At 72.8% G+C, this 9595-nt stretch carries 11 protein-coding genes; 1 reads left to right on the top strand and 10 read right to left on the bottom strand.

The genetic code is table 11. The features are described from left to right. Positions 1 to 326: 326 nt before the first annotated feature. The 10 genes from AB0O29_RS32480 to argS form a co-directional block, all read right to left on the bottom strand. A complete protein-coding gene (locus tag AB0O29_RS32480; protein WP_365158970.1) occupies positions 327 to 755 on the bottom strand; it encodes a hypothetical protein in 429 nt (142 codons plus the stop codon). Beyond that, positions 752 to 1264, bottom strand: a complete 513-nt coding sequence (locus AB0O29_RS32485) for an RNA polymerase sigma factor (protein ID WP_365158973.1) — start codon at positions 1262 to 1264, stop codon at positions 752 to 754. Before AB0O29_RS32485 ends, AB0O29_RS32480 begins: the two co-directional genes overlap by 4 nt. Beyond that, a complete protein-coding gene (locus AB0O29_RS32490; protein ID WP_365158976.1) occupies positions 1261 to 1698 on the bottom strand; it encodes a DUF3995 domain-containing protein in 438 nt (145 codons plus the stop codon). Before AB0O29_RS32490 ends, AB0O29_RS32485 begins: the two co-directional genes overlap by 4 nt. Before the next feature lie 101 nt (positions 1699 to 1799). After that, entirely contained in the window at positions 1800 to 2300 is a 501-nt protein-coding gene (locus tag AB0O29_RS32495; protein ID WP_365158978.1) for a hypothetical protein, read from the bottom strand. Further along, a complete protein-coding gene (locus tag AB0O29_RS32500; RefSeq protein ID WP_365158981.1) occupies positions 2297 to 2599 on the bottom strand; it encodes a hypothetical protein in 303 nt (100 codons plus the stop codon). Before AB0O29_RS32500 ends, AB0O29_RS32495 begins: the two co-directional genes overlap by 4 nt. A gap of 51 nt (positions 2600 to 2650) precedes the next feature. Then, the gene (locus tag AB0O29_RS32505; protein ID WP_365158984.1) at positions 2651 to 3187 is read right to left on the bottom strand and encodes a hypothetical protein; all 537 of its coding nucleotides are present in this window, start codon (positions 3185 to 3187) and stop codon (positions 2651 to 2653) included. A 142-nt stretch (positions 3188 to 3329) separates the two neighbouring features. Further along, entirely contained in the window at positions 3330 to 4874 is a 1545-nt protein-coding gene (locus AB0O29_RS32510; protein ID WP_365158986.1) for an alkaline phosphatase, read from the bottom strand. Between the two features lie 194 nt (positions 4875 to 5068). After that, positions 5069 to 5359 carry a hypothetical protein gene (locus AB0O29_RS32515; protein ID WP_365158989.1) on the bottom strand — a complete coding sequence of 97 codons (291 nt, stop codon included), beginning with the start codon at positions 5357 to 5359 and terminating at the stop codon, positions 5069 to 5071. Continuing rightward, positions 5356 to 5703 (bottom strand): DUF6247 family protein, encoded by a 348-nt coding sequence (locus AB0O29_RS32520; RefSeq protein ID WP_365158992.1) that lies wholly within the window; start codon positions 5701 to 5703, stop codon positions 5356 to 5358. Before AB0O29_RS32520 ends, AB0O29_RS32515 begins: the two co-directional genes overlap by 4 nt. Positions 5704 to 5798: 95 nt before the next feature. After that, positions 5799 to 7562: an arginine--tRNA ligase gene (gene argS, locus AB0O29_RS32525; protein WP_365158995.1), complete on the bottom strand. Its 1764-nt coding sequence runs from the start codon at positions 7560 to 7562 to the stop codon at positions 5799 to 5801. Positions 7563 to 7752: 190 nt separating this feature from the next. On the opposite strand from argS, the gene lysS reads away from it, so the two are divergent. Then, complete coding sequence (gene lysS, locus AB0O29_RS32530; protein WP_365158997.1) at positions 7753 to 9492, top strand: lysine--tRNA ligase; 1740 nt, start codon at positions 7753 to 7755, stop codon at positions 9490 to 9492. Positions 9493 to 9595: the final 103 nt, after the last annotated feature.

Below are 9595 nucleotides of genomic sequence, written 5' to 3' on the forward strand. Positions count from 1 at the left end.
CGGGCACGGGGGGCTCCCGGGGGCGGGTGGGGGGTGGACGGGGCGTCCCCTACCCCTGCCGTTGGCGGCGAACCGGGCCGGACGGGTGACCCCGGGCTTCCCGGGGGCCGCTGCGCGGAGCCGTCTCCCCGCCCCGCCCTTTCTCCGTTTCCCGGGGCTCCGCCCCGGACCCCGCGCCTCAATCGCCGGCGGGGCTGGATATTGCCGCTGTGCGGCACTTCCAGCCCGCGCGGCGTTTGAGCGCACGTCCGGGGTCCGGGGCTCGCCCCGGGGAACGGTGGAAGGGCGGGTAGGGGACAGCCCCGCAGGGCAGCCGGACCGGGTTGCTAGCCCCCTACGCGAGCCGCCAGGCGGGCGGCGGCCGTCGTCAGTTCCGGGAGGGTGCCGAAGGGCACCACCGCCGCGTGGGTCGGGACGCGGACTCCGCCCGTCAGGGCGATGCGGGTGCCGCCCGGGACGGGGGCGGCGGCCAGGCCGACCAGGAGGAAGCGGCTCTGGAGCCAGCACCAGCCGGGGCGGCGGAACCCCCGCAGGTGGGCGCGGAAGCCGTACCGGCTGCGGGCCAGGACCTCGATCCGGTCGCCTTCGGCGGAGAGGAGGCGGGTGCGGGCGAGGTCGGGGAGGAAGTCCAGGGCGGCCATGACGGGCCAGACCTCCTCGAAGGGGGCGGGGAGGACCCGTTCCACGACCTTCGCGCCGCGTACCCCCGCCGCCATGATGCGGAGCCGGTGGACGTCGTCGATCTCGCGGCTCATGCGGACCACGCCTTTCGGAAGCTGGAACGGGCCCGGTGCAGGCGGGACTTGGCGGTGCCGGGCGGGATGTCGAGGACGGCGGCCGCGGCCTCCTCGTCGAGGCCCTCCACGTCCCGCAGGACGAGCACCGCGCGGTGGGCGGGGGAGAGGCGGGCCAGGACGTCGTCGATGTCGGCGGCGAGGTGCGGGTCGCCCTTGGCCGGGACGTCGGTGAGGTCGGGCTCGGGGCGGGCCCGGGCGGCCCGCTGGGCCGTGCGGACGGCCTCGCGGACGGCGATGGCCCGCACCCACCCGTACAGGGCCTCGGGATCGCGCAGCGAGCGCAGCGCGGTGAACACGGCCAGCAGCGCCTCCTGCGCGGCGTCCGGACCGTCCGCGAGGGCGATGGGGGCGCAGATGCGGGTGACGTACGGGGTGAGGTGGTCGAGGAGCTCGTGCAGCGCGAGGGTGTTCCCGGCGCGGGCCGCCCGGGCGAGGGTGATGCCGCGTTCGCGGTCGGCCGGGTTCATCTGGCGCGGGCCAGCCGTGCGGCGGCCCAGCCGAAGCCGAGGCAGGCGGGGGTGTAGAGGGCGAGGTTGAGGGTGTGGAAGGGGCTGCCGGCCGGGCTGGGGAGGAGCCCGGCGGCCCAGCCGAGGCCCGCGAGGCCCCGTACGGCCAGAGCCGCCGCGACCGCGCCGGTGGCGGCGCGGGTGGCCCGGCCGCCGCGGCCGCGGGAGTGCGCGAGGACGGCGGCGCCGGCGGTCAGCGTGAGCGCGGCCAGCGGCAGGACCACGGGCGGGGCGAAGGAGACCTCCGTGCCCAGGACGGCCAGGGAGAGGGCGCGTTCGCTCGGGGCGGGCCAGGTGGCGCCGGTGGCCCAGTAGAGGTGCGCCAGGCCGTCGGCGGCGAGCAGCGCCGCGAGCGCGGTGCCGGTCCTGCGGCGTGTGGTGTCGTCGGTGTGCATGCGGGTCCCCTGTTCCCCTCGGCGCGGCGGTTGCCGACACATCGAGGAGGCGGCGGCCCCCGGGAACGTTCCCTGTGATCCGCGTCACGCACCCCGGTGGCTCAGTGCAGGACGCGCTTGCCCGCCAGGAAGGCGGCGAGGTCGCCGACGGCGAGTACGCGGATCGACTCCGCCGCCCCGGGGAGCGCGTCCCGGTAGGCGGTGATGTCGCGGGGGTCGGAGGTGGCGATGACGGCCTCCGGATGGCGGGCGGCGATGACCACGGCGAGCGCGTCGACCGCGTCCGGGCGCTTCTCCGGAGGGATCGCGGCGTCGGCCAGGAGCCGGCCCGCGCGCTTGGCGTCCTCCTCGGAGTGTCCCGCCTGGCACACGCCGCACGACGGCGGGGCCGAGGCGGGCACCCCGAAGACCACGCACTGCGGCACCGCACGGGTCAGCGGCGTCCACCGGCCGGGCCGCCAGGCCTGCGCCAGTACGGGCAGCGGGACGACCGGGGGATGGCCCCGTTCGGCGAGGACCCGGTGGAGGAGCCCCGCCGGACGGTCACCGCGCTCCAGCGCGATCAGCATCCCGGTGTCGTACACGAAGACGGGGTCGCTCACGCGGCGGAGTCCCGGGTGTCGGGGGCGAGCGCCTGCGCGATGCCCGCCCGCGCGGCCGCGAGTTCCTCGTCGTCGAAGCCGTCGTCCCGGCCGGCCGGCGCGGGCATGGCCTCGGTCGCCGCGATGTCGGCGTCGATCTGCGCGAAGCGCCGGGCGACGGTCACGTCCTCGTCGATCTGGCGGAGCACCGCCGCCGTGACGTAGGCGGAGACGTCGAGGCCCATGGCGTCGGCGTGCTCCTTGACTCTCGCGCGCAGCGCGGCGTCCATGCTGATGCTGAACCGCTCCCTGGGGGCCATGCACTCAACGTAGCACGGCGTGTTACGAGGGGGCGTCGGGTTCTGCGGCGGCTACTCGTTCACCAGGACCGGGATCGAGAGGACCGCGCTCGCCGGGGTGCCGGTGAGGTGGTCGGCGGGGACGGTGAAGTCGATGCCGTCGCCGGCCGCGCGGGGGCCGTCGTGGTGTTCCTGGGCGTGCGAGTCCTCGCCCTCCTCCTGGTAGCGGAAGGCGCCCGTGCCAAGGAGACGGCCCTGCGCGTCGTAGTACGCGGCGGTGATCTCCAGGGCCAGGGTGTCGCTGACGTCCGAGCTGATGGCGACGTGGCCGGTGACGGCCGGGGCGCCGGTCAGCTTCAGGTCCGTCAGCTTCACGCGGTCCGTGAACGGGCCCTGCTCGGTGCGGACCTCGCCCGCGGCGGGCGCGGGGGTCAGGACGGCGGCCGGGGCCGGTGCGCTGCGCGGCGCGGGCAGGGACACCGGGGCGGCGGACGCCGGTGCCGCGTCCCCGGCGGCGGAGGGGGCTTCGGCGCCCGAGCAGCCGGTGGCCAGCGCGAGGAGGGCGGCCACGGCGGTGACGGCGGCGGCCGCGCGGGGGAGGTACGTCATCGGAGAGCTCCTGGGGAGGCCGCGTCGGGCGGATCGGCCGGGCGGTGTGGCGGTCGGCGGTGCGGCCGCCGCCGCGAGGCGGGGCCGGAAAGCGGTCGGCCGGGGCCGGGGGAGTGTGCCCCCGGCCCCGGCCGACCGGGGATCAGTGCTGCTGCGGAGAGCGGCCGAACAGCGAGCGGTACATCTTGCCGTACAGCTCGGTGTTGATCTGGCTCGCGGCGAAGGCGTTGCCGCCCGGGCCGTAGGCGAAGATCGGGACGTCGGCGCCGGTGTGGTTGCCGGACAGGTAGGTCAGCCAGAGGCTGGCCTCGGGGCTGCCGTCCTTGACGCCCGCCGGGTCGTCCGGGGTGCGGAAGGTGGCCGGGGCGAAGTTCTTCGTGTCACCGGAGCCCGCGCCGTTCACGATGCCGCTGGAACGGGCCGGGTCCTTGGCGCCCGAGGCGGAACGCGAAGGCACGCTGTTGTTGGCGGTGTTGCCGGCGTCCGTGTTGGCCGGGGGCGCCACGGCCTCGGCGTTGGTGTACGTGCCCTTCTCGATGATGTTGAAGCCGGCGCACTCGTGGTCCGCCGTGACGATCACGAGGGTGTGGCCGTCCTTCTTCGCGAACTCGTACGCGGCCTTGACCGCGTCGTCGAACGCCTTGATCTCGTCGAGGGTCTGCGCGGCGTCGTTCGCGTGCGAGCGCTTGTCGATCTGGGCGCCCTCGACCTGGAGGAAGAAGCCCTTCTTCGACTTGTTGCGGTCGTACGAGCCGCCCTTGCGGTCGGTCAGCAGCTGGATCGACTTGCGGGTCATGTCCGCGAGCGAGGGCTCCTGCTTCTGCGCGGCGTCGGCCGGCAGGGCCGCCTTGTTGTGCTCCACGGTCAGGTTGCCGCGGTTGAACAGGCCGATGACCTTCTTGCCGTTGGCCTTGTCCAGGTCGGCCTTGGTGGCGACCTTCTGGCTGGCGGCCGTCTGGGCGGGCAGCTTCGGGTCGCCGAAGTTGCCGAGGACCTGGTAGCCCTGCGCCTGGAGGGCCTTCTGGTCGTCCGGCTCGAAGCGGGCCAGGCCGCCGCCGAGGATGACGTCGGCGGTGCCGTTGCGGGCGATCTGCTCGGCGATCGGGGTGATCAGCGTCTTGTCCGCGGGGGCCGCCTCGTAGCTGCCGTCGTCCTTCTTGGGGAGGCAGGCGGCGTCCGAGTAGGTCGGGCCCTGGCAGCCGCGCAGCAGCGCGTGGCTGAACTGGGCGGCCGGGGTGGCGTCGGTGATCTCCGCGGTGGAGACGTTGCCCGTGGCGAAGCCGGCCGCGTGGGCCTGCTCCATCAGCGTGCCGACCTTCTTCTCGTACGAGTCCACGCCGATGGCCGCGTTGTACGTCTTCACGCCGGAGGACCAGGCGGTCGCGGAGCTGGCCGAGTCGGTGACCAGGGCCGGCTTGGCGCTGTTCTTCTCGACGGCGTAGGTGGCGACGGCGCCCGTGTTGGGGAGGGTCTCCATGGTGAGCTTGCCGCCGGCGCCCATGAACCGGTCGCGCGCGGCCGTCACGTGGGTGCGGCCCATGCCGTCACCGAGCAGGTAGATGACGTTCCTGACGTCCTGGCGCGAGTCGCTCTGCTGGGGCGCGGAGTTCGCGGTGACTGCGGTGCCGGCGGCCACGGAGCTGGCGATGGCCAGGACGGTGAGCGTCTTCAACGGTCTGCGGCGCATGTGCGGGAGATTCCCCTCGGGTGTTCGGCACGGTCGCGCCGAACGTAAGAGGGCTGTGTGAACGGGACGCGACCGCTCGGTGGTGCCCGGCCGAACAGGGAGGGCATGACAGGACACGGTCATCCCGGACGCGGGCCGCCGCCGGGAAACGTGACCGGTGTGGCGCCTTCGTGCTGTTGGGCGTCAGGGGCCGACTACTGCCAGAAGATTTCCTCCACCACGATCTGAGGCTCGGCCACGCGGGGCAGGAAGGTGAACCGGATCCATCCGCGGTTGCCGTCGAAGTACGCGATGTGCGGGCCGCGGGGGACGGTGGACCGGGCCGGTTCGACGTTCTCCCCGCGGTACGGGTGGCGGGCGGTCAACAGCTCGAAGAGGGCCTCACGGCACGCCTCTCGGGGATCCTCGGGCAAGCTGATCCGGTACTTCTCGGCATCCTGCGTGTAGTCCACAGCCCACGGCGGCCCGGTGAACTCCTCGCTCACTCGCCCGGCTCCAGGGCACGCAGCCGGTGGCGGATGCGGGAAGCCGCGTCCAGGAGGCCGTGGGCCGCGTCGGCGTCCGTGGCTGCGGCGGCACGCGCTTCCAGGTCGGCCACGTGCCGGTCGAGCTCGGGGTCGCGCGCGAGGGCGTACTCACCCCACCAGCGGGCCATGAACGCCGGGACCGGGCCGATGTCGTAGGCGTCGCAGATCTGTCGCCGCCAGGCGGAGTCGAAGTCCGGCAGCAGGGCCGGTGCGTGTGCGGCCATGGCGGCGCGCAGGGCCTTCGGCGTGTACTCCGGCATCGGCGGTACGGATCCACCCGGCGCAGGCGTCGCGGTCGTCATTCCCGGCTCCTCCTCGGATCGGACGCCTCCCACGATAGAACGCGACGGCCCCCGGCGCCGGGTGGTTGCGCCGGGGGCCGTCGTGGGGTGGGGCGTCAGAGCTTCTCGGGGGTGCGGATGCCCAGGAGGGCCATGCCCTTGTTCAGGGTGCGGGCGGTGAGTTCGCAGAGGAACAGGCGGTTCTCGACCTGCTCCGGGGTGTCGGCCTTGAGGACCGGGCACTCCGCGTAGAACGCCGTGTAGAGCGAGGCCAGCTGGTACAGGTACGCGGCCAGCTTGTGCGGGGCGTACTCCGCCGCCGCCTCGGCCACCAGCTCGCCGAAGGCGTCCAGGTGCAGGCCCAGCGCGCGCTCCGACGCCACCAGCTCCAGCTCCGGGTGCGCCGCCGGCCGGGCCTCGCCCGCCTTGCGCAGGATCGACTGGATACGGGCGTACGCGTACTGGAGGTACACCGACGTGTCGCCGGTCAGCGACACCATCTGGTCCAGGTCGAACTTGTAGTCGCGGGACGCGGACGTCGACAGGTCGGCGTACTTCACCGCGCCGATGCCCACCTGGGCGCCACGCTCGGCGATCTCCTCCTCCGTGAGGTCCTGGGCCTTCTCCCGGACCACGGAGGCGGCCCGCTCCACCGCCTCGTCCAGCAGGTCCACCAGCCGGACCGTCTCGCCCTCACGGGTCTTGAACGGCTTGCCGTCCTTGCCCAGGACCGTGCCGAAGGCCAGCTGCACGGCCTTGACGTCCTCGTTCAGCCAGCCGGCGCGGCGGGCCGTCTCGAAGACCATCTTGAAGTGCAGGCCCTGGCGGGCGTCCACCACGTAGATGAGGGTGTCCGCCTTCAGGTTGCCCACGCGGTCGCGGATCGCCGACAGGTCGGTCGCGGCGTAGCCGAAGCCGCCGTCCGACTTCTGGACGATCAGCGGCGTCGGGTTGCCGTCCGGGCCCTTGTACTCGTCGAAGAACACGCACAGCGCGCCGTTGGAACGGACGGCCACGCCCGACTCCTCCAGCAGCCGGCAGGTCTCCGCCAGCATGTCGTTGTAGCCGGACTCGCCGACCACGTCCGGGTCCTGGATGTCCATGTCCAGCTTGTTGAAGACCGAGTAGAAGTAGATCTTCGACTCGTCCACGAACCGCTGCCAGAGGGCCAGGGTCTCCTCGTCGCCCGCCTGGAGGTCCACCACCCGCGCCCGGGCCCGCGTCTTGAACTCCTCGTCGGAGTCGAAGAGCGCGCGCGAGGCCTTGTACAGGCGGTTGAGGTTCGACATGGCCTCCTCGCCGGACGCCTCGCCCTCCCCGCCCTTGTGGTCCAGCTCGTGCGGGTGCTCCAGCAGGAACTGGATCAGCATGCCGAACTGGGTGCCCCAGTCGCCGATGTGGTGGCGGCGGACCACCTTCTCGCCCGTGAACTCCAGGATCTCCACCATCGCCGCGCCGATCACGGCCGACCGCAGGTGGCCGACGTGCATCTCCTTGGCCACGTTCGGCTGCGCGTAGTCGATCACCGTGGTGCCCGCCGACGGGGACAGCGGCACGCCGAGCCGGTCGTCGGCGGCGCGCGCCGCGAGCGTCCGGACGATCGCCTCGTCCGAGACGGTGATGTTGAGGAAGCCGGGGCCCGAGACCTCGATCTCCTTGATCAGGTCACCCGTCGGGATGGCCTCGACCACGGTCGTCGCCAGCTCGCGCGGGTTGGCCTTGGCCTTCTTCGCGAGCGCCAGGATGCCGTTGGCCTGGAAGTCGGCCCGGTCGCTTCGTCGCAGCAGCGGGTCGGCCGCACCGGCCTCCGGCAGGGCGGAGGCGAGGGCGTCCGAGACGCGCTGTTCGACGGAGGAAGCGAGGGAAGGGACCGAGGCCATGAGCTGCCGTTCCTGTGAGGTTGTGCCCGAGCGTGTACTTGGGTGTTCCGACAAGTGCCGAGTATCCCACGCGGAGGCTCCCCGCTTCCCGGCATATCCGCGCCGTATCACCAGACGGAAGCAACCCCGGAGCGTCCCCTTCCGTCTGGGAGAATGGCCGAAGCCAGCATTCGAGATAGAAGGACGTGTCGTGGCTCAGAGCGCGCAGAGCAGCACAGAGACCGACTGGGTCTCCCGTTTCGCGGACGAGGTCATCGCCGAGGCGGAGCGCCGAGCCCCGGGCAAAACGATCGTCGTCGCGTCCGGTCTCTCCCCGTCGGGCCCGATCCACCTGGGCAACCTGCGCGAGGTCATGACCCCGCACCTGGTCGCGGACGAGATCCGCCGCCGGGGCCACGAGGTCCGCCACCTCATCTCCTGGGACGACTACGACCGCTACCGCAAGGTCCCCAAGGGCATCCCCGGCGTCAGCGAGGAGTCCCACGCCCAGCACATCGGCCGCCCGCTGACCTCCGTGCCCGCCCCCGAGGGCTCCTCGTACCCGAACTGGGCCGAGCACTTCAAGGCCGCCATGGTCGCCTCCCTGGCCGAGCTGGGCGTCGAGTACGACCCCATCAGCCAGACCGAGCAGTACACCTCCGGTGTCTACCGCGACCAGGTCCTCTTCGCGATGAAGCACCGCGCCGACATCGACGCGGTCCTCGACCAGTACCGCACCAAGCAGAAGCCGGGCGGCAAGAAGCCCCAGCAGAAGCCCCTCGACGAGGCCGAGATCGAGGCCGCCGAGGGCTCCGGCGCCGCGGGCGAGGACGACGGCAGCGCCGAGGGCGCCGAGTACTTCCCGTACAAGCCGTACTGCGGCCAGTGCGACAAGGACTTCACCAAGGTCACCGCGTACGACGACGAGACCACCGAACTGACCTACGTCTGCACCGAGGACCAGTTCACCGAGACCGTCAAGCTGTCCGAGTTCAACCGCGGCAAGCTGGTCTGGAAGGTCGACTGGCCCATGCGCTGGGCCTACGAGGGCGTCGTCTTCGAGCCCTCGGGCGTCGACCACTCCTCCCCGGGCTCCTCCTTCCAGGTCGGCGGCCAGATCGTCGGCCTCTTCGGCGGCGAGCAGCCCATCGGCCCGATGTACGCCTTCGTCGGCATCAGCGGCATGGCCAAGATGTCCTCCAGCAAGGGCGGGGTCCCCACCCCGGCCGACGCGCTGAAGATCATGGAGCCGCAGCTGCTGCGCTGGCTGTACGCCCGCCGCCGACCGAACCAGTCCTTCAAGATCGCCTTCGACCAGGAGATCCAGCGGCTGTACGACGAGTGGGACAAGCTGGAGGGCAAGGTCGCCGACGGCTCCGTGCTGCCGGCCGACGCCGCCGCGCACGCCCGCGCCGTCCGCGTGGCCTCGCACGAGCTGCCCCGCACCCCCCGCCCGATGCCGTACCGCACCCTCGCGTCGGTCGTCGACATCACCGCCGGGCACGACGAGCAGACCCTGCGCATCCTCTCCGACCTGGAGCCGGAGAAGCCGCTGGCCTCGCTCGACGAGGTCCGCCCGCGCCTCGACCGCGCCGAGAACTGGATCACCACCCAGGTCCCGGCCGACCAGCGCACCCTCGTCCGCGAGGAGCCCGACGCCGAGCTGCTCGGCTCCCTCGACGAAGAGGGCCGCCGCTCCCTGGCCATGCTGCTGGAGGGCCTCGACACCCACTGGTCGCTGGACGGGCTCACCACCCTCGTCTACGGCGTGCCGAAGGTCATGGCCGGGCTGGAGCCCGACGCCAAGCCGACGCCGGAGCTGAAGGTCGCCCAGCGCGAGTTCTTCGCCCTGCTCTACCGCCTGCTCGTCACCCGCGAGACCGGCCCCCGCCTGCCCACGCTGCTGCTCGCGGTCGGGGCGGACCGGGTGCGGGCGCTGCTCGCCGGCTGACGCGGCCGCTGAACGGGAAAGGGCCCGCACCCCGGATCACCGTAGGCCATCAGCGAGGGCGTCCAGGCCGGGACCAGCCTGCCCTTCGTCGTGATCATGCCGG

Source organism: Streptomyces sp. NPDC089915, from assembly GCF_040684675.1.
Classification (GTDB): domain Bacteria; phylum Actinomycetota; class Actinomycetes; order Streptomycetales; family Streptomycetaceae; genus Streptomyces.